Raw genomic sequence first — 25,406 nt, forward strand, 5'->3', positions numbered from 1 at the left:
ATATTAGCTATGTACACTGGTTCCGGAGGATTGTCTATTCAATTTAAAATTTGATGTTATAGGGGTATTATGCTTGTCAATGTAAAGTTTTATTACAGGATTCAACGTTTCTGGTATCAGGTAATATCGTTGCTGCTAACTGGACCATTCAACCTGCCCAGACACAGACAACCCCGGAACCAGGCACCCTTTTAGGCTTATTAGCGGTGGGTTCTCTGGGTGTATTGGCTCGCAAACGGCAATAAATGACCAATTCTGCTGTAAGGAAGGTTTAAAAGCCTTCCTTTTTGGTTAGGGGGGCGGTATAGTGTTATCTCCCTTTTTGTATAGCTCTAACCTGTTTAACCTCTAATTCTAAGGCGGATGCGACTTGCTCAACGCTTAACCCTAAGGCTAACAAACGAGGGACCGCCTCTAATGCTTTGTTTAGTCTGCCTTGCTCGCGACCTTCCTCACGACCTTCCTGACGACCTTCCTGACGCGCTTCCTCGCGCACATCTTGAAAATACTGAGTTTGTTTTAATTCATCTAAACTAAACATAGTTTCTATCTCCCGACGATTGAGAAGTGGTAACTTATAAACGAGAATCGTCTCTATTAATTGTAAGAGTTCTTGGGGTTTTTGGTCGGGGGTTAATTCTTCCCGCACTCTTTGGATTAATTTTCGGGTGCTATCAATCGCTTTTGCTTTAGATAGGGTGATTAATTGGACTGTGGCTAAACCAATGGAAGTTTGAGGAGTGTTTTCTAATTCATTCAGATAAATCCGTCTCACTCGCTCGCAGTTGAGAAGTTCCCGATAGCGTTGAACTTTATCGGTTTCTACTTGAGGGTTAGGATAGTGGGACTTAGACAAAAAACAAATCGATAAAAGCCTCAACTCCAATCCCCGCTTGGGATTTACTTCGAGAAGCCCAAAATCGCTGAAACCCAGATAGATCAAGGAAAATCATAAATTGAGGTTAACCCTTTGTCCCGTAATGGTTTGAGCCTTTTTTGCTGCCCGAAAATGCCTAAGTCCCAATAGACAATCACACCCCGCCAATCATTGGTTAAGTCAGTTTTACTGAGATATAAAAATATTTCGGTGAAAAAGCGCTGATAAAAAGCCTCATCTTCTTGAAATTGCACCTCATACTAAATCCGTTGAGTAACGCACAGAAAACGGGTTTCTCCGAGAAACCCGTTTTCTACTCATGCCTTGGCTTCGCTGATAGGGAGTTGAATTAATTCAAAGAAGATAGAGGGGAATGATTGAAAGAGTTGATAAAAAATCGTGTCAGTTTTCATGCTTTTATTTCTGAACTTCCCCCTAGTAATATACTAGCTATGGCTAAAAGTCTTACAGAGCCTGAGTTAAAATTTAATTTTTTAGTATTTCTGTATGGAGGAAGTCCGAGAATACTGACTCCTAACGACCGACTCCTAACCCCCAAAGTTTTTCAGCAGACCCTAATCATATATTGGCCTCAAAAACGGGACAATAGCCTTCGGGAACCACTTTAAAACCGTAGAGGGGAGAAGCGGGATTCCAACAGCGCTGACTTTTGTAGTGGACACAGACACGACAGCAATCCATCTCCTCTAAAGCTTTGGTGATGCGATTGGGACTCTCGCTTAATAACTCCCGTTGGGAGACTCCCCGCAATAATAATTCTTCCCCTTGCCAGCGCGCTTCCACCAGTCCCGTATCGGCGAAATTACTCCACCGGGGATCCCGGGTGATCGGCTCTGGTAAAGTGATAGTGACGATCGAATCCGATTCATTTAATTCTCCCTCATAGTGACTGGGGGCCGGGGGTGTCGGTTGCAGAAAGCGATCGCCGATAGGCAATTCCACCAGGGTTCCCACGGCCGGAGAATGGAGTTGATAACGGCTTTGTAATTCTTCTAAACTGGTCAAATCCGCTAGATATAGGGGCGAGCCATGGACGAACATGATATGCTGTGGTCGCAGGTTATGGATCAGTTGGGTGGTGTTGCGACTATCGCTATGTTCGGCCAGTAGATAGGTTTCTTGGCTAATTAATCCCGAACGCTGTGCCGCTTTTAATCGGGGATTCTCCAGGTTGATATCGTGCAGGTGTTGGGGAACTAACATTAACCAAGGTTTATCCCCTTGCAGATATTTACTCACCTCCTCTAGGCGATCAATTAGTAAAATTATCGGAGTGGTTCCCCCTAGAGGTGTCGGTTTTTCTGGCAACCTTCGCAACCGGGGACAGATGCGCTCATCCCAAAATAAGGGCTGATGTTTGGCAAAATTCTGGACAGATGCGGGAAATTGTGGTAAAATTTCTAGATAGGCATCGCAAGCTTTAGCGATCTTGCCTCCAACCCAGATATCAATGTCGCGGCCCGTGAATTGGTGGTGCGATCGCAGTAATTTTAAAATTTCTTGACCCAATCCCAAAGCGGGGACGGGTAGTAGGACATTTTGCCCCTCAGCGATCGCATGATAGATGCGATTCATCAACTGTTTTTCCTGCTGTCGTCGGTGGGGATGGCGTTCTGTGCCGTAACTGCCTTCAATAATCAGCACATCGGGGGATATTCCCCGCAGCAGATCGATCGATAATCCTTCCACCAGTTGAAAATTAGACAGGGAAAAATCGCCGGTATAGAGGACCTTATAGGTGCGTTTGGGGGTTTTGTAGGTGAAGAGAACCACGGCGGCCCCAGGTAGGTGGCCAGCCGGAAAAATCTCGACGGTGAGATCATCAAAGAGAGCGATCGGCGATCGCCATGGCCAACCCTGACAGAAACTGCCGATTTCCTCGACAGAATCGGGCCATTGTAGGGGCAGCAGTTGTACTGTCACCTCACTGGCATAAACTGGCAATTGGGGATAGGTCTGATGGAGAGCCATTAACCCACGGATGTGATCGCTGTGGGCATGACTACAGAACACCAGATCCACGGGGGGTTTTTTATTTTGGGTCAGGGGTTGCATATCGGCCAAACCGCAATCTAAAAGTAGGCGATAGGGACCGATTGTCAGTAGGAGACAAACCCCTTCCGATGTGTGACCGACACCAAAAGGTAAACAGGATAAAAGGGATTTCGACCCCCAGACAGCAGTAGAGCGTTGAACCATGGCAACCCTGATTATGATGACTGGTTAGTGAGCGGAACCGTTGCCATCGTAGTTATCACTATCATAAAAACCGTTGCGAGTGCCGAAAAAGAGACAAGAGACGGTGAATACAGCCGTTAGTGCCAACAAGATTAATTTGATGTCCATATAATTAGTGCAACTCCTCAGAGGGTAATCTCCCCTCATACTAACCCAACTTTTTCGGTTGTTAGCAGCTAGGTTTCGGATTTGTCCCTGGGCGCTCAACCTCTTTTAATAATTAAACTTGCCAGTAATTTGTGATGATTTCATCAAAAACTACTGATAATTGTTGAAAAAAATAGCATTTTTTGTCATAATAGTCAAGAAAATTTCATAAAAATTTAGCCTGACTTTAAATGCTCCTTTTCTCAAGTGCGACGTAATGATACTAAATCCGTTGAGTATATGCTACATATCAAGACAGGCAATAGGCAAAAGGGGGAATAAATAATCACTCTTTAATAACTGGATTTAGTATTAGACATGAGGCAAAAGCAAACAAGTTATTCATTTTGACTCAGATTAGCTCAACTCAATTATAGTGAAATTTTACTAGGAGTTTTCGATTAGAGTTGAAGGCTATTTAATCAGATTATAAACTTAATTAAGGTTGATTAAAATTAAAGTTTGTTAAACTTGGCTAAGTCATTGGTCTTTTCAAGAAGAGGATAACGAATTGCTGTTTGATCGACTAGACTAGATAAATACTCATAAGTGTGACGAAGTTCATAGGCATTATCATCACTTTTTGCTTGGTTACACTGCCAGCATACCAGTTGTAAATTGTCAAAATCAAACATTTTTTCGGGACAGCGGACTTTATTAATTATATGATCGATGGTGACATAATTGGGGTGAAAAAATATCCGATTAATTTGATTAATAACTTTTTCCCCTTGATAATTATTATATTCGTAACCCCTCTTGATAGCTTCTGACTGAGAAGAAGTTTTAAATTCTTCGCCATGTTTCATCTTTTTACCACAAAAAGGACAGGGTTTTTCTTTGGCCATTGTTCGATATTGATTCGGGCTAATTAATCCTTTTTGGGGATGTTCGATAACTGCTAGATGTTGATTAGCATTCCAGATTTCTGCAATTTCATCGGAGCTATATAATTGAGACAACTTTGATTTTGATATTTTAGTCATGGCAGTACATAATAATCATAACAAAGGATATTTATCCAAAGCTTTATCTGCTATTTTATGCAAATTTTTCGAGACTTTTTCTAACTCTTTTTTTCCTTCTTCAGACATTTTTTGGGCTTTTTCAGACTCAATAATGGCTAAATCAATGGCTTTGGCGAGATTTCCTTTATTTAATTCATGCTCAAATAAACTGACAACTTTATAAGTATTATTTTTAAAATCCTGAAGAAGCTCCCAAGAGCTTTTAACCTTTCCCCAGCCGCTATTATAATAGCCCTTTTTTCTCGCTTGTCTTTGTTGCTCTAGGGAAAGGCCATGAAATACTTCACTATTTCTTTTTTGCCATTGGCGATAGCTCATTTCTTCTAGTAGTAAATTCATTGCTTCAGTTCCTGTTCATCTGCAAAGTAACGAGTGATTTCTTGCCACTTTTTATCGCCATAGTTATTAATAATATATTTTTTAATATCCCCCAGTTGTCTTCGTAGTTTATCATTAGTTTTTTCCAGAGATTCAACTGTAGAGATGGCTCGATCTTTTGGCTCTTCGGGACTTGGTATGGTTCGATACGGGGGCATAAATCGACTCAATCCTTATCTGGCAAGGGATTTAATTGATTAGTTCGCTCCAGATCGCAAACAATTGACAAAAATTGCGGCAATGTCTGTCTCTATAAAGGTTTCATTCCTTATAACCCCGTCCATTGCATAAGACAAACCGAAAAACCGATCTTTTATTTGTGTAATCCCATCCTGTTGTTCCTGAATAATATTTTTTAGATCGCTCACCGCTAGATTATAACTGTCTTTATGAACTAATTCCTTTTCCAGTAAAGCCTGTTGACGTTCTTGGCCAGTTTTAGATAGACTAGCCTTTAACCATTGACCTAAACGATAAATCTCAGATTGATCAAAGTCTAATAAATCTTGACGTAACTGCTCTAACTTGCGTAGCAACTCATTAACTTTTTCTTGCCAGTAACTGACTTCTTGTTTAAGCTCAACATTCTCGTTGGATAAATTCTGATTACTTTTTCCTAACTGTTCAATTTTGCCCTCGTGTCTGGATATTTGCAAGGACTGATTTGAATTAACTTTGGCTCTCTCATTGCGTTCTTGTATAATAATCTGGAACAATTCCGCCGCTACAGGATCATCAAGATGTTCTACAATCCATTCTAGATGACGTGCTTTTAACCTATCGCTCAAATAGCCCTTAATTTCTATATGTTGTTCTTTCAATAGGGCTAGATTAGATTTAATGGTCATGACCGTAATTCTGACTTTAGTAAACTATCCATAGTTATTTTAGTACAAGTATAAGCTTTTGGAAAAAAGCAATCTTATCGGTCATGGTAGTTTTGCCTGTCTCTGGGAATTAACTCGGACTGACTAAAGAAACAAAAGAAAATGGAAATTTTGCCGATCTAGGGCTGGCCTTTGCTATAAGTGAGCTATATAGCGCCTCCTTGGCTAGTGAGGAAATTCTCAAACGCTAAAGCTGAGAGCTTACCGCTATAACTAAGCACACGAATCACCCAGACAGAGAAAATATCATGCGTATCGCTCACGATGTCACCGAATTGGTTGGCCGCACACCTTTAGTACAATTGAATCGGATTCCCCAAGCGGAGGGCTGTCTTGGCCGAATTGTGATGAAATTAGAAGGGATGAATCCCGCTGCTTCCGTCAAAGACCGCATTGGCACTCACATGATTAATAGCGCCGAAAAAGCGGGTTTAATCAATCCAGAAACCACGGTTTTAGTGGAACCCACTTCTGGCAATACGGGAATTGCTCTAGCGATGACTGCGGCAGCTAAGGGTTATCGCTTAATTTTAACTATGCCGGAAACGATGAGTTTAGAGCGCCGGGCGATGTTAAAAGCCTACGGTGCTACCCTAGAACTTACCCCCGGCTCCCAAGGCATGAAAGGGGCAATTTTACGCGCTCAGGAAATCGTCGATAGTATCCCCGGCGCTTATATGTTGCAACAATTTCGCAACCCTTCTAACCCGGAAATTCACCGTCTCACCACTGCTGAGGAAATTTGGCAAGATACGGAGGGACAGGTAGATTTTATTGTTGCGGGTGTGGGTACTGGAGGCACGATTACGGGAGTCGCTGAAGTGATTAAATCTCGTAAACCTAGTTTTCAAGTAGTCGCGGTGGAACCTTTCAATAGTCCGGTGATTTCTGGTGGTAATCCCGGTCCCCATAAAATTCAAGGTATCGGTGCGGGTTTTATTCCGGAAGTTTTACGCACAGATCTGATTGATGAGGTAATTACTGTCAGTGATGAGGAAGCTTTTCAATTTGGTCGTCGTCTGGCAAAAGAGGAAGGGTTGCTTTCGGGGATTTCTTCCGGTGCCAATCTTTGCGCGGCGATTCAACTAGCCCAACGACCGGAAAATGAGGGTAAATTAATTGTGGTGATTCAGCCTAGTTTCGGGGAACGTTATCTGAGTACACTGATGTTCCAAAATATCGAGGAGCGCGAGTTAACTTTGGTGTAAAAAAATATCGTCTTCAGCCTCTAGCGGTCAACATTTAGCCTTAGCTTTAACTATAGCAGTTATCTTCTTGGTGGGGTAGGATTCAGTTATCAGTTATCATACTAAATCCAGTTATTAAAAACTGATTATTTATTCTCCCTTTTGCCTCTCCTCATAAGTAGCCTATACTTAACGGATTTATTATCAGATGTGAGTTTTCAGTTCACTGATTACTGTTTACTGTTCACTGATTTGAGGCTGGATTTTCTCACCTGTAGGGGTATTTGTAAAGGTTGCGGTTTGATTGCTTCTTTGCCGGCAAAATTATCCAATAAAGCCGATCGCACTTGTGCATCGGTTTCTCGCGAGAGAAGATAACGGAAGTATTCTTGGCATTGTTCTCGACGACTGGGGGAAAGTTGCATTTCACTTAAACGTCGGACTGCCATTAAGCGCATTAAGGGATCATTGACGGTTAATTTTTCTAACCAGCGATCAAAGTTTTTGGACTCATTTTGACCGCGATGGTCGAGAAAATGCCATCCTAGCAGGATTAAAGTCAAAACCGTGCCAATTCCTTGCAAAATTGAGGCCAGGGCCAACCAGCGATTTTCGGCATAGGTCCAAATGGCGACAGCGAGATAGGTGGCTAAACTGCCCAAACCGCCACAGACTACCGCTAAAGTTAACTTACCGCTATCGGCACTGAAAAAAGCACGCCCCCACAGCCACAGCGATGGCCAGTTTTGACCCTGGAGATGGTAAACTCCAATCATCGCCCCCACTCCGGTTAAAGTGGCCAAAACTAACTGCCAATTCCACGCCCAGAGGATCAAAAAACTAGCACAAGCTGCCGCCCATGTCAAGAATTGACGGGTTTTTTTTGCTGCGAGAGTTTTGATGACTCGACGCTGCAGAGCGGGAGAAAAATAGCGAGGAAGGCGGAATACTGAAGACACGGGAAGTTTTTCACTGAGGGTTTGATGATCACTATAGCCTGTTCTCAGGCAGACAGATCATTTTTCTTGGTAAAAATCCTCGTGGGAAAAGAGCGCAGTGCTAGGGTGGGCTAAAATTGCGATCGAGAATCGGCTAAAGTTCAGATTGGCGAGCTAAAGTGTTAAGTACCTAAGCAAAATTAATTACACACATCTAACCCCGCTCTTGCCTCTTGCCTCTTGCCTATCTTCACTAGGAAATTAATTTTGCACGACTACTTAAGATGGTTTGCAATCAAACTCAACTTTTTTTATTAATAAATAGCTCAACAATATTCTGTAAACTTATATACAGAAACCTAAAGAAATATATTAATTTACCGTCTTTAGGGCAGCAAGCTCTGATAGACGATCTAGAGTAGTAAGTATAAATACCGCACATAATTTTACCTAGTCACGCCAGCTATCTAACTCATCTATAGCGGTTCTCGCATCTGTGCGGCACACTTAAACCTTTGCTGATTAAGCTGTTCACAATCGTGAATGTACCTCTTGTGAATCAGAAACGCTATATATCATTTCCGAACAGAGTTGAAACGTCCTTTGTTACGTTCTGAGAGGCAAAAAAATGACTACTCAACTACAACAAAAAGCCGAACTTGAAATCGTCACCTTGAACCCTGTTTACGGAGTTAACTATAACAAGGGTTACATCGGTTTTACCTATGACGGAACACATCCAGTCGGTCGAGGAATTGCTTATTTTACTAAGTGGGATAAAATGAGCAATATTTATGCTACTCACGCTCTCATCGTCACGGGGGAAAATACCTGTATTGAAGCGAATGCTGGCACGAATATGGTAGAAGAAAATCCTCTACAACCCTATTTTGAACCTTCTAATTGCCAAATTTTCTTCCGCAAACCCAAAGATTTAACTGATGAGATTGCAGAGCGTATTGTTGAGATTCTCAAACCAGAAGTAGGTAAAAAATATGACTATAAACTAATCCTAGCTCATGCCTTTTCTGGAAGTTTACCCGGTCAGATACTCAATCTTTTATCACGGCAAAAAATCAAAAAATTACTGTCTGAAGCTCTCAACTGTCCTGATAAATGGATTTGTAGTGAGTTAGCAGCTTACGCTTTAGATGAGCAACCTGAATACCGAGATATCGGAGTTCTGATCAATCCTAATTCTACCATTAATCCTCAAAAATTATTTGAAGATGATCTGATTTTTCAGGCGTGGGAAAATCAGGTTGCGGCAAAGTTTAAAGATTTAATCACCGGGACAACAGTAATTGCTTAGATGTATTACCTGCATTATTGATGCTATCAGGAGAATATCAAATGACCACGACAACTATTGCTAGAGTTCCTCTTCACGAACCAGGAAAATTACTTGATCCCTATATCAAGGACAATGATGCTTTAATTGCTCCTGCGGAGGATTTTACTATCTCGATCAATACAATTTCACTGCAACTATACACTAAATACAAAGGTGATTATTTAGCAGGACAGTGGGATAATAACTATTTCGCTCTTGTCAGTCAGATAGGATTAGGAGATCAAGAAACCCCTATTTTAAAGGTTCACTATCTTAATCACATTTCTGGAATGACTTTAGATGTAACAGACATTTGGGCTGAAAATGTTGCTGTCATTGAAGACTTTCAAAAAGATGAAAAATCTCAGCGATTGTATTTATCGTTTAGTAGTTTTTGTCAAGGATTAGGACGTTCTACCTTAGAACAAGTTACCAAGTCATTGCAGCAAGTTGTGGGAACTGTAGGGGCGGCTTTTCCTAGTTTAATACCTTATACAACAGTGGGAAGTACAGCCTTACAGGGCATTAATAATATTCTAGCAACTGTTGTTGAAGCTAGATTTCAACCCCAAGTAAAAACATCAACTTTTGGTCTTTATCCTGCTAACGTTGAGCAAAGACCTGTGATTGGAGAAGCTCCCTTACAAACAGGAGCTTATGCCTTTTTCTTTGAACCCGTTGAGATAGAAACCTTGAAAATGGGATCGAATGGGATTGTGACTTCAACTAATAATAAACCCGTGAGTCCTTATATTGTAGTTAACATCAAAAAAGGGATTACTTTAGCCCCCAGCCAAATCGAGAAAAACTTAGCTACTGAAGTATTGGAAGCTTACCACAGAACTACTAACTATCCTTTAACCCCTTCTAATACCGTGATTCCCTACTTCAATGCCTTAGAAGAATTGGGTAAAACTATTCGTTTAGCTAGTTCTACTAAGCGGTATTTTGAGTTAAAACAAAAGGGCGATCACCTCACTGAAGCGGAAGCAAAACGTCTAGAGATTCTCTTGGCTTACTTAAAGGAAAATCTCAAGAATTTTGAGCAGTAATCAATTAATTGGCATTCCCTAACTTTTAGTATTTGGAAACTGTTTAATAATAGGAGGAAATGATTATGATGTTCTCATGGACTGATTATGTGCGTGCCGTTGCTACCACCGAACAAATTCCCACTCGGTATCGCAAATTACGGGTTGTTCAATTAGCACAAGCAATCGTTGAATCTGCACGAGGTACGAGTAAACTTTTTCAAGAAGCGGGAAACCCCGGTGGACTCAAATGGCGAGATAAAATTGACGACAATTACACCGAAAAAATCACCCATCAAATTTGGTTAGTTACCCCTAGCGAACCCAATGGTTGTTATTGGTGTCATTGGAAAACCGCAGAACAGGCTGCAATGGGATATTGGCGGTTTATCGGTCGTCCGAACTCCCCCTATCAGGGATGGGAGGCCTATGATAATGATCCCGAAGGCTATTTACAATATATTTGGGAAAAAGGCTATGCCACCGACCCAAACTATGTCAGTAAGGTCAAAAATGTTTTCCCTGAAGCTCAAAGCTTACTAGATGAATATGGTGGAGAACAACCTCCTCCATCACGGATTTTCAAAGTTGCTATTATGCCAGGACATGGAGGGACAGATTCAGGGGCAGTCAACCATACGCTAAATTTACGGGAAAAAGACTACAACTGGAAAGAAGCAGTTGAAGTTAAGGCCCGTTTAGAAGCGGAGGGCAATTATCAAGTGATTATCTGTCGTCAAGAAAATGAATTAGCTTCCCTTTCCACCTTGCAACAACGAGCTAATGACAGTGGTGCAAATGTTTGTTTGTGTCTGCATCATAATGCTTGTAACCGACAGGCAAAAGGTTGGTGGTTATTCTATGTGAATCGGAGTCCAGAATTTGAGAAATTTATCAAAATCATGGATAAACACTTCCGAGGACTGCCTTTACAAGCACGGGGTTATGAATACGCTGGAACGCCCTTTGCCCATGACTGGTATAGTCGTGTCTGGAATTGTACCCATGCTTGTACCATGCCCACCATCTTGTTTGAAAGTTGCTTTATTGACAATGATGCGGATGCAACTTGGTTGAGGGATGGCGGTTATCAGCAAATTGTTGAGAAAATTTGTGCAGGGGTTAAGGAATATTTAGGAAGTCAACCACCCATCGTTAATCCACCTCAGCCAGAAAAATTCGTTTTTGTCTGTGATGCCAATCCGCCTTTAAATGTGCGGAAAGGTGCAGGAAGTAATTATGATCCTGTGGGGCGTTTAGATAACGGGACACGATTAACGGTTGTAGGTGAAGAGGGAAATTGGCTCAAAATCAGTAAACCGATTGAAGGTTATGTTCATCGTGACTTGACAAAATCTTCCTATTGCGTGTTTGTCAATGACCCAAATCCGCCCTTAAAAGTCCGTTCAGGAGCAGGAACAAACTTTTCAGTGGTGACAGAACTGACTAATGGCACACCCTTAAACGTGATAGGGACGGATGACAATTGGCTTCGCATCGATAAACCTGTGGAAGGTTATGTCTTTACTTCTTTAACTTCCTCGCTGCATCGAGTCTTTGCCGCTGATGCCAATCCTCCCTTAAATGTGCGCTCTGGACCTGGAACTACCTATGAAAAAGTGGGTCAATTAGACAATAACACGGCTTTAACTGTCGTAGATGCTGGTTTGGATAGTCAAGGTGCGAGATGGCTTCGTATTAGTTCACCTTGTTCCGGTTGGGTTCTAGAAAGTTTAACCTCTGATCGCCTGATGGGTTCGGGAATCAACCCTCCTGCTTCTAATCTATCGGAAAGTGAGCAATACGATTATTGTGCCGAGATTATCACCCATAATGGCGGAACATTGCGTAAACGCAACTTAATCTCTTTCCGGAAGGAAACCAGTACAAAAGTCAATGATTGGCATGGTTGTTACGATGATATTACTTACATGATCTGGACAGATGGCGCGGGGAAACACGCTCGTAAATACGCCTCTAACACGGAACCCTCATCTCAGTATGAAGATAGTAATAATCCATTGGCTGATCGCAACAGAATGGGGGTTGATGCAAATGGTGATGGACGACTGGATTTAGGACGTTTACCCGAAGGATATTACAAATATAAAACAGGAACAAGTGCCACCTTGGGTAAAGTATTGTGTCCTACCGCATCAGCCATGGCGGAACGAGATACCAGTCACGATGGCCTATTTCAACCTAATGAACCTCGTGCTTCTGCTGGAACAACGATGTTATTTCATCAAGGTGGAGAAACGAATCCTTTCAGTGCTGGATGTCAGACTATGCCTCCTAATGAATACACCAGATTTTGGAATGATTTAAACAGCAACGGTGATCCTGGTGTTATTGGTTATACCATTGTTCGCTGGTGTTCAATTGCTTAATTCCTTGTCCATTCACGTCAAGTTAAGCAATCACAGATAAAATATTATCTGTATTGACTTAACTTGATTACCAAAAATAGCGGAACTATTGGCTGAAATAGCCAGATAAAAGTCAAGGCAATCAAGATATTCATTTTGTCTTTTAAGAATACGCAGAATTCAAGGAAACTTAAACTTTTTGTTGGGTAGGACAAAATCAGTCTAATGCCTCCTAGTTTTAATAATTATGATCACTTATTTGAGGACTTAATTATGATATCAGTCCCTGAAGAACTCAATCCCAATCAAGGCATACCGGGATGGCTAGAACTCGATGATTTAAGCCTTCATGGAGACATGGTAGCACGCATCCCTAAAGGAGCTTATATCAAAGGAATAATCGGTGGAGAAAAACCTTTTTTTCCCGTCTCTGAAATTCTTGGTACAGCTATCTCTAAACCTGAAGGAGTAAATAGCAATTGTGGATGGGTTGAATTAGAAACTCTGACCTTTCATCGTGACATAGAAGCTGTTGCACCCCTTGCTCCTTATGTGCGGGGAGAGATGGATAAAGACCACAATTTTTATCCCGATAAACCTTATACTATTGTGCGCTCAAATGATTTTATTGGCAATGGAGAAGAAAAGTTTATGACGACTCAAGCTATCGAAGCATTGGTAAATACTGTCATTAAAAAATACCCCATTGATAGTACACAGATAACCGATCCAAGACAAAAATTTACTTTATTAGCTGGATCGAAACTTGAGATTCAACAGTATGACAGGGTGGATCATAATCATTGGAAATTGCTTTTATCTTCCCCTGTCAATGGTTCAGTCATCTGGTTTGCTTATAGTCCTCATGTCAATATCATTCGCCCAAATATTAACCGAAGCACGGTGATTACTTACCAAATCTTAAACGATGACAATGGGAAGCTGAAAGCAACCGCTAAATTAGCCTGTAACTTTTGGAATCGTTTTGTCATTCCTCAGTCTAATATTGTGATCCGACTAGGAACATTTTATAGTCCTGGTTCTGTGATTGCTAGAGCCTATAAACCTTATCAACAAGGCAATACCGTCTATGGCAAGATTGAGTTTAATACTAAGTATCTTGGAACGTTTACTAATTATGGTATTGCTGGCACAATTATTCACGAAATTGGACATACATTGGGATTTGGTTGGGATCAATGGATGAATTTATTTCATCAAAATACGGGTGCTTTTAAACCCGAATCAATCAAGAAGATTCCTGACCTGCAATATATGTTTGTTGAAACCGATTATGGTCCTGGAACTATTTATTCTCACTGGGATGAAGAACGATTTGATCGGGAATTAATGACGGGATTCAAAGATACCTATGAATATGTCTTACCTGTGACGATTAAAGTCATGGCACTTCTCGGTCATGTTATTGCTGAGGAATTAACACAAAAGACGAATTTAGAAACCTTGATTCGTGAGATTGAAGATGTTCTATTCACCATGACAGAAACAGTCCAAGAAATTAACTTTGAATACTATAAAGATACCGAAATATCGGAGGAAATTTACACCGCATTGACCTAAAATTGTCAACATAAATATGGGGGGAGTTATTACTATTTTCCTGAATTAAGCTTCCCCCGATCGAGTGTTTCATAATTTAAGGACTGTTTCTATGAAAATTACCCACCTTTTCAAGCTATTATCAGCACTTAGTTTGGCTCTTCTTCTCGGTTGGCTTTTCCCGATGGCTCATATTAAGGCTGACAATGTATCAACACTGGGAAAATATCCTGTCTGTGAACCATCTGCTGTCGTAAAAGTAACCTGTCCAGAATCAGAAGGAAATTGCCTTTTAGTAGCAGATAATGAACAAAAAGACGCTCTCTTTCTCTATTCTGTGAGTTCTAAGCAATTAGACTCAACTCGTCAAAGTCAGTTAGCCTTAGAGAAAAAAATAAGTGACATTGAAGCGATCGCAAAATTAGATGATAATAAAGTTCTTCTCTTCGGTTCTCACAGTCGTAACAATAAATGTGAGATCAAAGCAAATAGACAACGGTTTGTACAGGCTCAATTGTCGGGAAATCAATTAAAAATTATTGGTGAACTGATCCAAAGTCCTCAAATCGATTCTAAAGTTCTCTTTCAAGGTCTAGATGTGAATTCTAACAAGATTATCAGTGCCGTGAGTCGTGCTATTGATGAGGCGGAAACCAAGGCTAATCAATCATTAGGAGATAAAGTGGCGTGTGAACAAGCCAATGCTTTTAATGCGGAAGGAGCAGTAGCCATTCCTGAGCCTTTATCCCTCGAAAAATTCAAGATTTGGATTGGCTTACGTTCTCCCGTTGTCACATTAGACGCTAAGAATTATGCTGTTTTACTATCAATGGCTAATCTGGATAACTATCAATTCGATGGTGCAACACTTCTAGATTTAGGGGGACGGGGAATCAGAGAAATTACCTTTGATAATAACCAGATTTGGGGAATTGCTGGCGGGCCGAAAGATGGTCAAGATAATTTCGTTTTTTGGAAACTATCGGCTGAGGATCTCAAACCCAATACGATTCTTAAACCTGAAATCCTTCGAGAATTACCCCAGTCATCAGAAGGATTAGCGATCGTTGATGGAACAGCCTATATTTTGATTGATGGCAATAGTGGGGATTCTGGAAATCAGTGTGCAATACCTGCCAAGTTTATGCAATTTACTGTCCCTAATTAGGGTTATGTCCTCAAATTTTGCTAGTTTTGAGACTTAGATAATCCTCTGATATTGAAAAAAAGGAGAATCAATGATGACTACCCAAAAACTGAAAGCTCTAGTCAATACTGTTATCAAACAATCTACCCTAGATAGCAGTCAGATTACTGATCTTACTCAAAAATTTTCCTTGACAGCAGGAGATAAAATTGAGATTAATGATTACAAATCTGCGGACAATAATCACTGGGAATTAGAATTAACAACCCCTGTTAATGAGATAGCGAAATGGTTCGCTTATATTCCCCATGTCGAAATTAAAAGTAATGACCCTGTGGCCAAGATATTACAAGACATTAAGCAGTCTCAATTTAAGGTGTATCATCGACCAACAGAACAAGATGGAGATGGAGTGGGGATTCCCCCTAATGGACAAGACAACCGTTCAGAAAGAATTTGTCCTGTTTACGTTCTTAGTCCGAGAAGACAAACAGATTCTTTAGTTAGACAAATGATTACACTGCTTCCGGTCAAGGATACAGCGTTCATTATTGCAGAACGATTGCTACAATATCCCGAAGATTATCTCCCCACTATTTCTCAATTTGAAAAAGCGGTCATCGTCCAATCTTTTGTTGGTGTCGGTCCTCCTCAACCGGATCCAACTCCTTATCCAGATTGGGCAAAAAAAAGACACGACAAAGAGTTGTGGAGACTCGAACAATCTATCCGTCTATTACAGTCGATGAATCGAAAAATCTCGGCTGTCGTTTGTGCGATGGGAGATTCTCAAAAACATTCATCCAAAGATGTGCGAGAAACAATGCGAACAAGATTAGACAATCTTCTGGATAAGTATAATCTCTCGGCTCTCAAACAGCCAATTACTTGGGGAGCAGATGAATTAGTATCAATGGGAATCGCTCAAACCCTTCCCAAAACTAAAGTGCGTGTCCGCATCTCTAATAAGGAGACTGAAATGTGGTACGACGGGCGACGACCACCCAGAGAACTTGTGACTGAAAAATTACCAGCAGTTGGGTTAGAAGAATCAGAAACTGACTGGGATTTCGAGGTCGCTATCCTAACTCGTCGTCAAAATGGTAGTATTAATGATTATCAGAAAGACGACAGGGAACAAGCCCAGTTAGATGAGCAATTTCTGGCTCAATATAAGAACTATTCTTCCGAGCAGCGCACTAAATTAGTTATCATTGATGGCCGACTTTTTAATGGGGCTTGGAATGCCACTTCTGTGTTACCTTATGATGATTTATTGGCCTTCGGTAGTTGGGGAACATTTGGCAATTGTGTTGGCTCAACTTTGGCGGTGGCAAAAACTCTTTTCTACGCTAAAAATCCCGCCGCTCAAAGACAACTTTATTTAGAAGCCATTGCTCATGATGTTTTTGCTAATGGCTATAAAGAAGTTCAACGACCCGAAGAACCTAAAAGCTTCTGTAATCAGCTAAAAAATCAAACAGGAATCACTTTCAATCATTACGACGGATATGATAATCCTGCTACGGTCAAAAAAGTCTTTGAGGTCTTAAATCGGCACGTTAATGCCAGAATGCAAGAACATTTTGCAGGACTTCCCCTTGTTAATAACCGAGTCTTCCGAATTACCCCGCAATTTTGGCGCACTTTTGAGAGTGAAGTCCACATCTGGCCAAGATTACCAGAGGAAATTCATAAAGTTGGTATCTATCGTACCGATCTGGAAGCGATCGCTTTTAATCCTTCATTGGGTGATCAATTCGTCTAACAGTAAATTTTTCAACAATCTCATAGGAGAAATACCATGACTTCCCTACAAATTATTAGTCCCATCAATGATGCTCGCTTTGAACGTCTAAAACCTGTTACTTTTACAGGCAAAGTCGATCCTGGAATAGTCACTGTAGAACTAAAAGCAGATGACAAATATTCCCTAGGTAATAATCAGGTTAAAGCAGACGGTTCTTGGTCGATTACTTATTCAGGATTTACCAATATCGGTGAGCGCAAAATTACCGCCATCGGTTTTGATCAAGGAAATCAAAAAAAGGCAGAAACCAGTATCTATATTAATGTTGTTTCCGCCACGGATGGACTTGATAAAATTATCCAGATTGCCGCTAATTCCCAAATAGCCCGTTATCACTGGCTCGATCGAGGAGTTGCCCCCAAAGGTTACATTAAAGGCATGGCAGTTATCTACACTAAGGTTTATTGCCAGCTGAAAGCAGGCAATCCCTTTGCCAAAGAAATGGCGAAAGCTAATACAGGAAACTCCGATAAAGATGCCTTAGCACACTACGCTCAGAAATTCCGTGATTTAGGGATGAATAATAGCGTGGCAGGGGTTGATACCCTCAGACATTTATTTGTCTTGCTGATAGGTTTAGGAATGCGGGAAAGTTCTGGAAAATACTGTGAAGGACGTGATCGTTCAGCCAGCAATACCAGTGCTGAAACGGCGGAAGCTGGATTATTTCAAACAAGCTATAATGCCCGCAGTGCTAGTCCATTATTACCACAGTTATTCGAGCAGTATTTAGCCAATTCATCAGGGTTTATCGAAATCTTTAAGGAAGGGGTTACTTGTCCTCCTCAAGACTGGGAAAACTATGGAGAAGGGAAAGGAAAAGAATTTCAACGCTTGTCGAAAGCTTGTCCGGCTTTTGCCGCCGAATTTGCTGCTATTGGCTTAAGAAATCTCCGAAAACATTGGGGGCCAATTAACCGCCTAGAAGCGGAAATTCGTCCTGAAGCTGATGCTATGTTACAGGAGGTTCAGAAGATTGTTGATCAATTGAATCTTTGTTCATTGTTTTAATTATCTTTTTTTCTATCTCTCAAATAAGGGAAAGGAGGGAGTTATGAAACTGTTCAATACTCTAATTGCTGGTGGATTATTAACTATTAGCTTTTTAGTCATTCCTGTGGCAACCAAAGCTCAGAACTTTCAAGAAAAAGTGGCTGAAAACGCTGTTAAAGAATGGCAAAATTTTCATAATCCACCCATTGTTGTCAGAGCTAAAGCAGATACTGAAATACGCAGAGATACAGGAACAGCTGAAAGACCTCTAGAATATGCTCAATGTAACATAGTTAATCGTTACTGGCGCAGTGTACAAACACCCCCTAGAGGTGACTTTTGTAGATTACCTAAAATAGCAGATAAAACCCGAGGCGGTTGGGATAATCATCCTTGGTCAGCCGCTTTTATTTCTTTTATTATGAAACAATCAGGGGCAGGTGATCAGTTTAAATATAGTGTCCGTCACGCTACTTACATCGTTGATGCTGTCAGAAATCGGGACAATCCTCATGCTTCTTTTCGAGGCTATCCCATTGATTGGATTCGTCCATCTGTTGGCGATCTAATCTGTGCGCCGCGAGGAAAAAATGCGGGTTTAACCTATTGGAAGATTATTGATAAAGGAGATTTTGAATCTCATTGTGATATTGTGGTTGCCAAAAATAACAATCAATTAGAAGTCATCGGTGGGAATGTAGGAGATAGTGTGGCAAAAACGATTGTTTCTCTAGACGCTCAGGGACACATCAAAGTCACCAAAGCTGATTTCAGACCTTGGTTTGTGGTTATCAAAAATAATCTCAGATAAGGTGCAACTCTTGAAGTGATGGCAAACTTGAAATCTTTCAGGAGAAAAGGCGATACAAATGGGAGAATCCTGCGCTTTTCCTACCCCACAAAATTTAAACGTATTGTCGCTGGATAAGACTATTATTTCCCAGCGATAGCTCAATGGATTGAGGGAAATATTCCTGCTGCCATTGTCTAGCAATAACATACAGGGGTAAGAACATCCCTTCATGCGATCGCCAGCGGAGAAAATATTATCTTTAACGATCCCAACCAAAACGATAACAGGGGCTATATTAACGACAAAATCAGCGATAAAAGTCCCAATCGCCAAGATTAGGCGATAATAGTCGCCAAAACTCCCTAGCCATGCCGGTCTCATCGAGATGATCTGCATAAAAATTTAAGAATGATCCCCGTCTGGTGATAGACTTTTGACTGTTAAGGAAACAAACTCACTAGATAAATATAGATCAGCTGTAGGGAGGATCATCGAGTGGAAAGTACGCTAGGGTTAGAAATTATCGAAGTGGTCGAACAGGCTGCCATTGCCTCCTCGAAGTGGATGGGTAAAGGCGAAAAAAATACCGCCGATCACGTCGCGGTGGAAGCGATGCGCGAACGGATGAATAAAATCCATATGCGCGGTCGCATCGTTATTGGAGAAGGGGAAAGAGACGAAGCTCCCATGCTCTATATTGGCGAAGAAGTGGGTATCTGTACCCAAGTTGATGCCAAACAATATTGTAATCCCGACGAATTAGTCGAAATCGATATCGCCGTCGATCCCTGCGAAGGCACTAACTTGGTTGCCTACGGTCAAAATGGTTCCATGGCCGTGTTAGCGATCTCCGAAAAAGGTGGATTATTCGCCGCTCCTGATTTTTATATGAAAAAATTAGCCGCTCCCCCGGCAGCTAAAGGTCATGTGGATATTAATAAATCGGCGACGGAAAACCTGAAAGTTCTTTCCGATTGTCTCAATCGTTCGATCGAAGAACTGGTGGTAGTGGTTATGGATCGTCCCCGTCACAAGGAATTAATCCAAGAAATCCGCAACGCCGGGGCCAGAGTTCGTCTGATCAGCGATGGTGACGTATCGGCCGCTATTTCCTGCGCTTTTTCGGGAACTAATATTCATGCTCTCATGGGTATCGGTGCCGCTCCGGAAGGGGTAATCTCGGCGGCGGCTATGCGTTGTCTAGGCGGTCACTTCCAGGGACAATTAATCTATGATCCCGAAGTGGTCAAAACCGGTTTAATCGGCGAAAGCAGAGAGGGTAATATCGCTCGTCTGCAAGAAATGGGCATCACTGATCCCGATCGCGTTTACGGTTGCGAAGAATTAGCCAGTGGCCAAACCGTTCTCTTTGCCGCCTGTGGTATCACCCCCGGCACCCTGATGGAAGGGGTACGCTTCTTCCATGGTGGTGCTCGTACCCAAAGCTTGGTTATCTCCACCCAATCGAAAACCGCTCGCTTTGTCGATACCGTTCACCTGTTCGACCAACCCAAATACATTCAACTGAGATAATTCTCTGACCGGGTGGGGTGGGCATGGCTCACCTCGCCCCCATTGGTAAAAATATATAAAGTTTTTTTTCAAACATCTTTTATTTGCATCCCGATGGGGACTAAATTGCAACAATTAGAGACATAACGCACTGATCTTTATCAATAATTTTTGTAGCCTGAGCAACATTTGTAGGAGAACATAAATGAATATTGCTGTAGTGGGCTTGAGTCACAAGACAGCCCCTGTGGAAATTCGCGAAAAATTGAGTATCCCGGAAGCGAAAATCGAGTCCGCCCTTACCCACCTCAAGGGTTATCCCCACATCCAAGAGGTGGCGATTATCAGCACCTGTAACCGTTTGGAGATCTACGCCGTGGTTACGGATACGGAAAAGGGCGTGGTGGAAATTACCCAGTTTCTCGCTGAAATCGGACATATTCCCCTTAATGTCCTGCGTCGTTATCTGTTTACCCTACTGCATCAGGATGCTGTCCGTCATCTGCTCCGGGTATCCGCCGGTTTAGAAAGTCTTGTCCTCGGGGAAGGGCAAATTCTCGCTCAAGTTAAAAATACCCATAAATTAGCTCAAAAGTACAATACTATTAGTCAATTACTCGATCGCCTGTTTAAACAAGCCATGACTGCCGGTAAACGCGTTCGCACGGAAACCAGCATCGGCACGGGAGCCGTATCGATCAGTTCGGCAGCGGTGGAGTTAGCCCATGCTAAGGTGACAGACCTCAGCAGCAAAAAAATCGCTATTATCGGGGCAGGGAAAATGTCCCGATTATTAGTTACTCATCTTCTGGCTAAGGGTTCTCAGCAAATTGCGATCGTCAATCGCTCCCAAAGACGGGCCCAGGAGTTGGCCCGTGAATTTCCTAACCTACCGCTGCAACTATATGGCTTAGAAGAGATGATGACTACCGTAGCGGCATCGGATATCGTCTTTACCAGTACCGGAGCCACGGAACCAATTTTAACTAAAACTTTATTGACAGAAGTGACGATTACTGCTAAATCGCTGATGTTAATCGATATTTCTGTTCCCCGCAACGTCCACACCGACGTGAAGGAATTGGCACAAGTGCAAGCTTTTAACGTCGATGATCTTAAAGCGGTGGTTGCCGCCAATCAGGAAAGTCGCCGTCAGATGGCCAGGGAAGCAGAGGCACTCCTAGAGCAGGAAGTGGAAGCTTTCGAGCTTTGGTGGCGTTCTTTGGACACTGTACCGACAATTAGCTGTTTAAGAAGCAAAATTGAAGATATTCGCGAACAGGAATTAGAAAAGGCCCTCTCCCGTCTGGGGACGGAATTCGCCGAAAAACACCAAGAAGTTATCGAAGCAATGACCCGCGGTATCGTTAATAAAATCCTTCACGAACCCATGGTACAACTGCGCGCCCAACAGGATATCGAAGCGCGTAAGCGCTGTTTACAATCCCTGCAAATGCTCTTTAATCTCAGTGTCGGAGAAGAATATAGTTAGGGGCCGACAATTGACAAAAATTAAGGGCGATTCTATTGGTCTGTTAAGATGATTTTGAGGGATTGGGGGTGAATAATTTGGCAAGATTCCCCTATCCACAATTTCAAGATTGACAGACCACTAGACGTTTGGCTGTAGAAAGGCGATCTACCCGAGTCGAATATTAGAAAGCCTTCTGCGGTAATTATGCCCAAATTGAGGGGGTGTTTAACTGATGGAAGTGGGATAGTAGGATAGAGGAGGGTGTGGGACCCCAGGCAGCGGTATAATTGATAGTTAGGTGTACCTGGAAGGAGTTCTGTGGTATTGATTCATAACTGCTACTAGATGACCAGATGGCAACGTTCCTTACTGATTCTGCTGATATAGCCAGAGTCTACTACTCTTCGAGATTGAACTTGAAACAGCGTAGTCAGTTGGGTCAGTTCTTGACCCCCGCAACTGTTGCGCGTTTCATGGCAGGACAATTCAACAACCTGTCTGGTCATATTCACCTTCTAGATGCTGGGGCTGGAATTGGAACTTTAACTGCTGCTGTAGTAGAGCGGTTACTGGCAAATCCCGATCAGGTTAGTAGTTGCAGCATTACAGCATATGAAGTCGAACCAGTCTTCTTCCCCTCGCTAAATCAAACCCTCACAGAATGCTGTGCCGCTTTGAACGGAAAAGGAATTCAAGCAGATTATTGCTTGCGGGAGGAGAATTTCATCAAAGCTAGTAGTGAAATGAACTTGCCACTCTTTAAGAAGGTAGTTCCAGGCTTTACTCATGCGATTCTGAATCCACCTTATAAGAAGATTCACAGCCAATCAGCAGAAAAGAAAGTTCTTGCAAGTATTGGGATTGATACTGTAAATCTCTACAGCGCATTTGTTTGGCTTGCCATCGTACAACTTATAGACGATGGCGAAGTGGTTGCGATTACGCCGAGAAGTTTTTGCAATGGCAAGTATTTTCGCCCTTTCCGAAAAGCCTTCCTAGAATATATGAAACTAGATAAAATTCATATATTTGAGAGTAGATCAGCAACCTTCTCAGAAGATGAGGTATTACAGGAAAATATGATTTTTCACGCCCTAAGATCTAAACAAAAACCTAGCACTGTAAAAATAACCAGTAATTCTGAGATGGCATTAGACGAGATTTCAGAATCTAGATATGCTTCCTATGACGAAGTGATTGAGCCGAATGATTCTGAACAGTTTATTCATATTGTTACAAATTATCTCAACAATTCCTTGAGAGTTCAAATGAATAAAATGCCCTGTACATTGGATGAGATAGGCTTAGAAGTTTCCACTGGTCCAGTTGTTGATTTTCGCCTAAAATCGTCTTTAAGAAACCATTTGAGTGATAGAACTGTTCCCCTACTTTATCCAGAATCTGTAAAAGTCAGGAAAGTAGTATTTCCTCCTGATAATCCCCGCAAGCCCATTGCGGTAGAAAAAAATAACGAAACAGAAAAATGGTTAATTGAGCCTGGCTGGTATGTTTTGACAAAACGTTTTTCGTCCAAAGAAGAAAAGCGTCGTGTTGTTGCTGCTGTGTGTTCTCCTATTGGTTCAAAATCTCTAGGTGTCGAAAATCATCTTAATTATTATCATGCTAAAGGCAGAGGAATGCCTCCTGATGTAGCTAAAGGGTTAGCCGCATTTCTTAATTCAACTTTATTTGATAGCTACTTTCGTCAATTTAGTGGACATACACAAGTCAATGCTACCGACCTTCGTAGGGTTAAGTATCCATGTAAAAATGACTTAATCCAAATAGGAGTTCAAGTTGGGGACAATGACTTAAACCAAGAAGAAATCGATCAAGTTGTACATGAAGTTCTATCAATTATGGATGAAGCAAGCGCCGCAGTTCAAGCAAACAAACGAATCGAAGAAGCACTTACAATTCTCAAGGCTATCTCTGCTCCTAGAGAGCAACAGAATGAAAGGTCTGCACTATGCTTACTTGCGTTAGCAGATATTCAACCTGATCAACCCTGGAGCCAAGCTACTGCACCAAAACGCGGAATTACAGAAATGATGGATTGCTTCCGTGATCATTACGGAAAACAATATGCACCAAACACACGCGAAACTGTTCGAAAACAGACAATGCATCAATTTGTGCAGATGGGACTGGTGGTTCAGAATCCAGACAAACCAGACCGACCAATTAATAGCCCTAGGTGGTGCTACCAACTTGATCGGCAAGCGTTATCACTGCTTCAAGTTTATGGCTCTGAGCAGTGGGAAGAAGCTCGTAGAAATTATGCGCTTTCAGTGACTAATTGGTTGCAAGCCAGGAATCGAAATCTGCCCATGATTCCTATAACCTTACCCGATGGTCGGGCGATTCAGCTTTCATCAGGTGGGCAAAATATTTTAATTAAAGACATCTTAGAAAGCTTTTGTCCAAGATTTACGCCAGGGGGCGTAGTTCTATATATTGGCGATGCTGGTGATAAATTTATAATCAACGAAACACAAAAATTCCGAGAAATGGGGATTGAATTAGATCCTCACGGGAAAATGCCTGATCTTGTTATCTATCATAGATACCAAGATTGGCTTGTCCTTATAGAAGCGGTGACGAGTCATGGTCCAGTGAATTTGAAACGCCACAATGAACTAAGGCAACTTTTTCAATTAAGCTGTAAGGGTCTTGTCTTTGTTACTGCTTTTCCCAGTCGTAGGGAAATGACTCGTTATCTTGCTGAAATTTCCTGGGAAACAGAAGTTTGGGTAGCTGATCAGCCCGATCACATGATTCACTTCAATGGAGAGAGATTCCTAGGTCCATATTAGAACCCAGAAAAGCGTTCTTAAAGATATCAGTTGTGAAAGTACACCTAACTTCACCGTTAGGTGGCTTAGGTTTTCTATTGGGACAGTGCTTCTAGGTTATTTTTGATCCTAAATCCTGTTTTGCAAAGCTGATAACAATCAATCATAAGTGACAGTACACGACAGTGCGATCGCTGTAGGGGGCGTTCCCTGATGCAAGTCCTACTGCTCCACCAATAGATTTTTGGGAACGCACCATGCTCATTCATTGAAGCTGTGAGTCTAAGAGTGCGATGTCGAAGCCACTGCCTAACAGTACGTCAATCTTGTCGGGTGCGAAGCATGAAATGTAAAGCACCTTTTGAGTGGAATACTAGAAACCTTCTGCGGTGATTATGCCAATATTGAGGTGATTAAACCCCGCAGTGCGCTATTAAGTTTCATTAAACCTCTTGCATAATTAATTTTTGAGGGTTCAAAAACGGCAAAAATAAGGATTAAATTGCATAAAATCTGCAAATAGACCATTTAATTGATTATTATTCATTCTTAATTCTCCTGACTACTGACGACCGACTCGGCTCTTCTGGTTTCTGTGTGAAAACGAGGTCTATACTGAATAGTTTCTTCGGCGAAATAGTCCTAAAAGTTTTGCCCGATAAGCACTTCACGATTCCATAAGCAAAAATTATCACACAAACCCGACAAGAGCCATGAATCCTGACTCCTGACCCCTGACTCCTAATCCTAACAACAATTTTTGATTTTTACAAGAGATTAGGGGTCGAGAAGGTCGTCACCGACCTCCCCTCCCATTCAGAACCGTGCATGAGACTTTCACCTCACACGGCTCCTAGTTTGATTGTTCCCTTGTTAAGGATACAGCTT

General features: G+C 41.8%; 20 protein-coding genes and 2 pseudogenes. 13 read left to right on the forward strand and 9 right to left on the reverse strand.

From position 1 onward, the window contains the following. Positions 1-113 precede the first annotated feature (113 nt). Positions 114-245: pseudogene (locus tag H6F92_RS09315) on the forward strand (PEP-CTERM sorting domain-containing protein); the annotation flags it as partial. A 65-nt stretch (positions 246-310) separates the two neighbouring features. Here the strand turns inward: H6F92_RS09315 and H6F92_RS09320 are convergent. The 8 genes and pseudogenes from H6F92_RS09320 to H6F92_RS09350 all read right to left on the reverse strand — a co-directional run bounded on the left by H6F92_RS09320 (position 311) and on the right by H6F92_RS09350 (position 5,537). Beyond that, positions 311-856, reverse strand: a complete 546-nt coding sequence (locus tag H6F92_RS09320; RefSeq protein WP_416338787.1) for an Rpn family recombination-promoting nuclease/putative transposase — start codon at positions 854-856, stop codon at positions 311-313. An 83-nt stretch (positions 857-939) separates the two neighbouring features. After that, a pseudogene (locus H6F92_RS09325) lies at positions 940-1,290 on the reverse strand (DUF2887 domain-containing protein). Between the two features lie 166 nt (positions 1,291-1,456). Continuing rightward, complete coding sequence (locus H6F92_RS09330) at positions 1,457-3,097, reverse strand: MBL fold metallo-hydrolase (RefSeq protein WP_190357635.1); 1,641 nt, start codon at positions 3,095-3,097, stop codon at positions 1,457-1,459. Between the two features lie 24 nt (positions 3,098-3,121). Continuing rightward, entirely contained in the window at positions 3,122-3,244 is a 123-nt protein-coding gene (locus tag H6F92_RS26550) for a hypothetical protein (protein ID WP_002737208.1), read from the reverse strand. A gap of 494 nt (positions 3,245-3,738) precedes the next feature. Beyond that, a complete protein-coding gene (locus H6F92_RS09335) occupies positions 3,739-4,269 on the reverse strand; it encodes an HNH endonuclease (RefSeq protein ID WP_190357636.1) in 531 nt (176 codons plus the stop codon). 15 nt (positions 4,270-4,284) lie between these two features. Then, positions 4,285-4,650 carry a hypothetical protein gene (locus H6F92_RS09340; RefSeq protein WP_190357637.1) on the reverse strand — a complete coding sequence of 122 codons (366 nt, stop codon included), beginning with the start codon at positions 4,648-4,650 and terminating at the stop codon, positions 4,285-4,287. Then, positions 4,647-4,847 (reverse strand): hypothetical protein, encoded by a 201-nt coding sequence (locus tag H6F92_RS09345; RefSeq protein ID WP_190357649.1) that lies wholly within the window; start codon positions 4,845-4,847, stop codon positions 4,647-4,649. Before H6F92_RS09345 ends, H6F92_RS09340 begins: the two co-directional genes overlap by 4 nt. A gap of 39 nt (positions 4,848-4,886) precedes the next feature. Continuing rightward, positions 4,887-5,537, reverse strand: coding sequence for a hypothetical protein (locus H6F92_RS09350; RefSeq protein ID WP_242030070.1), 651 nt, complete (start codon positions 5,535-5,537; stop codon positions 4,887-4,889). A 287-nt stretch (positions 5,538-5,824) separates the two neighbouring features. Here H6F92_RS09350 and cysK point away from each other — a divergent pair, with 287 nt between their 5' ends. Then, on the forward strand, positions 5,825-6,784 hold the full coding sequence (gene cysK, locus H6F92_RS09355; protein ID WP_190357638.1) for a cysteine synthase A: 960 nt from the start codon (positions 5,825-5,827) through the stop codon (positions 6,782-6,784). 209 nt (positions 6,785-6,993) lie between these two features. Here the strand turns inward: cysK and H6F92_RS09360 are convergent, their stop codons facing one another. Continuing rightward, the gene (locus H6F92_RS09360) at positions 6,994-7,722 is read right to left on the reverse strand and encodes a hypothetical protein (protein ID WP_190357639.1); all 729 of its coding nucleotides are present in this window, start codon (positions 7,720-7,722) and stop codon (positions 6,994-6,996) included. A 607-nt stretch (positions 7,723-8,329) separates the two neighbouring features. Between H6F92_RS09360 and H6F92_RS09365 the strand changes: the two genes are divergently transcribed. The 11 genes from H6F92_RS09365 to H6F92_RS09415 all read left to right on the forward strand — a co-directional run bounded on the left by H6F92_RS09365 (position 8,330) and on the right by H6F92_RS09415 (position 24,539). Then, a complete protein-coding gene (locus H6F92_RS09365) occupies positions 8,330-9,013 on the forward strand; it encodes a hypothetical protein (protein ID WP_190357640.1) in 684 nt (227 codons plus the stop codon). A 41-nt stretch (positions 9,014-9,054) separates the two neighbouring features. Further along, the gene (locus H6F92_RS09370) at positions 9,055-10,086 is read left to right on the forward strand and encodes a hypothetical protein (protein WP_190357641.1); all 1,032 of its coding nucleotides are present in this window, start codon (positions 9,055-9,057) and stop codon (positions 10,084-10,086) included. 65 nt (positions 10,087-10,151) lie between these two features. Next, on the forward strand, positions 10,152-12,455 hold the full coding sequence (locus H6F92_RS09375) for an SH3 domain-containing protein (protein ID WP_190357642.1): 2,304 nt from the start codon (positions 10,152-10,154) through the stop codon (positions 12,453-12,455). Between the two features lie 252 nt (positions 12,456-12,707). Beyond that, positions 12,708-14,015, forward strand: coding sequence for a leishmanolysin-related zinc metalloendopeptidase (locus tag H6F92_RS09380; protein WP_190357643.1), 1,308 nt, complete (start codon positions 12,708-12,710; stop codon positions 14,013-14,015). Positions 14,016-14,106: 91 nt separating this feature from the next. Beyond that, positions 14,107-15,162: a DUF3616 domain-containing protein gene (locus H6F92_RS09385; RefSeq protein ID WP_002753633.1), complete on the forward strand. Its 1,056-nt coding sequence runs from the start codon at positions 14,107-14,109 to the stop codon at positions 15,160-15,162. Positions 15,163-15,232: 70 nt separating this feature from the next. Further along, entirely contained in the window at positions 15,233-16,909 is a 1,677-nt protein-coding gene (locus H6F92_RS09390) for a DUF4127 family protein (protein ID WP_190357644.1), read from the forward strand. A gap of 36 nt (positions 16,910-16,945) precedes the next feature. Further along, the gene (locus tag H6F92_RS09395; protein WP_190357645.1) at positions 16,946-17,962 is read left to right on the forward strand and encodes an Ig-like domain-containing protein; all 1,017 of its coding nucleotides are present in this window, start codon (positions 16,946-16,948) and stop codon (positions 17,960-17,962) included. A 43-nt stretch (positions 17,963-18,005) separates the two neighbouring features. Next, complete coding sequence (locus tag H6F92_RS09400; RefSeq protein WP_190357646.1) at positions 18,006-18,755, forward strand: DUF2272 domain-containing protein; 750 nt, start codon at positions 18,006-18,008, stop codon at positions 18,753-18,755. A gap of 477 nt (positions 18,756-19,232) precedes the next feature. Next, entirely contained in the window at positions 19,233-20,270 is a 1,038-nt protein-coding gene (gene glpX / locus H6F92_RS09405; protein ID WP_108937198.1) for a class II fructose-bisphosphatase, read from the forward strand. 184 nt (positions 20,271-20,454) lie between these two features. Then, positions 20,455-21,741, forward strand: coding sequence for a glutamyl-tRNA reductase (locus H6F92_RS09410; RefSeq protein ID WP_190357647.1), 1,287 nt, complete (start codon positions 20,455-20,457; stop codon positions 21,739-21,741). A 398-nt stretch (positions 21,742-22,139) separates the two neighbouring features. Further along, positions 22,140-24,539, forward strand: coding sequence for a BsuBI/PstI family type II restriction endonuclease (locus H6F92_RS09415; protein ID WP_242030071.1), 2,400 nt, complete (start codon positions 22,140-22,142; stop codon positions 24,537-24,539). Positions 24,540-25,406 lie beyond the last annotated feature (867 nt).

The organism is Microcystis wesenbergii FACHB-1317 (genome assembly GCF_014696875.1).
Lineage (GTDB): Bacteria > Cyanobacteriota > Cyanobacteriia > Cyanobacteriales > Microcystaceae > Microcystis > Microcystis wesenbergii_A.

Coding starts and splice junctions, on each gene's coding strand:
- H6F92_RS09385 (WP_002753633.1), top strand. CDS start 14,107: ATGAAAATTACCCACCTTTTCAAGCTATTATCAGCACTTAGTTTGGCT.
- H6F92_RS09410 (WP_190357647.1), top strand. CDS start 20,455: ATGAATATTGCTGTAGTGGGCTTGAGTCACAAGACAGCCCCTGTGGAA.
- H6F92_RS09330 (WP_190357635.1), bottom strand. CDS start 3,097: ATGGTTCAACGCTCTACTGCTGTCTGGGGGTCGAAATCCCTTTTATCC.
- H6F92_RS09400 (WP_190357646.1), top strand. CDS start 18,006: ATGAAACTGTTCAATACTCTAATTGCTGGTGGATTATTAACTATTAGC.
- H6F92_RS09370 (WP_190357641.1), top strand. CDS start 9,055: ATGACCACGACAACTATTGCTAGAGTTCCTCTTCACGAACCAGGAAAA.
- cysK (WP_190357638.1), top strand. CDS start 5,825: ATGCGTATCGCTCACGATGTCACCGAATTGGTTGGCCGCACACCTTTA.
- H6F92_RS09335 (WP_190357636.1), bottom strand. CDS start 4,269: ATGACTAAAATATCAAAATCAAAGTTGTCTCAATTATATAGCTCCGAT.
- H6F92_RS09365 (WP_190357640.1), top strand. CDS start 8,330: ATGACTACTCAACTACAACAAAAAGCCGAACTTGAAATCGTCACCTTG.
- H6F92_RS09375 (WP_190357642.1), top strand. CDS start 10,152: ATGATGTTCTCATGGACTGATTATGTGCGTGCCGTTGCTACCACCGAA.
- H6F92_RS09340 (WP_190357637.1), bottom strand. CDS start 4,650: ATGAATTTACTACTAGAAGAAATGAGCTATCGCCAATGGCAAAAAAGA.
- H6F92_RS09350 (WP_242030070.1), bottom strand. CDS start 5,537: ATGACCATTAAATCTAATCTAGCCCTATTGAAAGAACAACATATAGAA.
- H6F92_RS09345 (WP_190357649.1), bottom strand. CDS start 4,847: ATGCCCCCGTATCGAACCATACCAAGTCCCGAAGAGCCAAAAGATCGA.
- H6F92_RS09380 (WP_190357643.1), top strand. CDS start 12,708: ATGATATCAGTCCCTGAAGAACTCAATCCCAATCAAGGCATACCGGGA.
- H6F92_RS09390 (WP_190357644.1), top strand. CDS start 15,233: ATGATGACTACCCAAAAACTGAAAGCTCTAGTCAATACTGTTATCAAA.
- H6F92_RS26550 (WP_002737208.1), bottom strand. CDS start 3,244: ATGGACATCAAATTAATCTTGTTGGCACTAACGGCTGTATTCACCGTC.
- H6F92_RS09395 (WP_190357645.1), top strand. CDS start 16,946: ATGACTTCCCTACAAATTATTAGTCCCATCAATGATGCTCGCTTTGAA.